At 53.2% G+C, this 718-nt stretch carries 1 pseudogene; it reads right to left on the minus strand.

Annotation, left to right across the window (positions count from 1 at the left end):
• Positions 1-307: 307 nt before the first annotated feature.
• Positions 308-718 (minus strand): annotated as a pseudogene (locus tag AC19YQ_RS24965) (IS5 family transposase); the annotation flags it as partial.

Below are 718 nucleotides of genomic sequence, written 5' to 3' on the forward strand. Positions count from 1 at the left end.
AAAATGGCAAGAATCGTCTGGGCTGTGTTAGCCCGAGGCGGTAGCTACAACGTGGAACAAACGGCTTGATCTAACCGAATTACCACCGGCTTTTGCGACGACAGTGATGATGACGATAAACGGCAAACATCCCGACTGAAAACCTGAAGACGAAGATAGCTTTTTTCGTAGCTGATCCTTTTATCAAGGACTGTTGGGAGCGACTTCTCATCAAGGGCCGAGCACTAATGACCGTGCTCACAATGAGCCCGGATACATTAGCGCAAGCATGTTTTACCGTTCATCACGCTGGGTTGCGGGAGGTGGGCTGACCATACATCTTCGTCTGATGCATCTCTGGATCGCGTTTACCGTCCTCGTTTTTAGTCGAACTGGGCGCGTGGATAATCGTCGCATCGACGATGGTGCCCTGGCGCAGCGAGAGGCCTTTCTCCTGCAAATAACCGTTGATGACCGCCAGGATCGCCGGCGCCAACTTATGATTCTCCAGCAGGTGTCGGAAGTTCATGATCGTGGTGTCTTCAGGGATCGGCGCGCTCAGGGTCAAGTGCGCAAACTGGCGCATGGGCGTGATTTCATACAGCGCTTCTTCCATGGCAGGATCGCTCAGCGAGAACCAGTTTTGCAGCAAGTGAATGCGCAGCATGGTTTCCAGCGGATACGGTTTTCGGCCACCACCAGCCTTCGGATAATACGGCTCGATCAACGCCAGTAAACC

The sequence above is a fragment of the Pseudomonas sp. MF06569 genome (assembly GCF_059862735.1).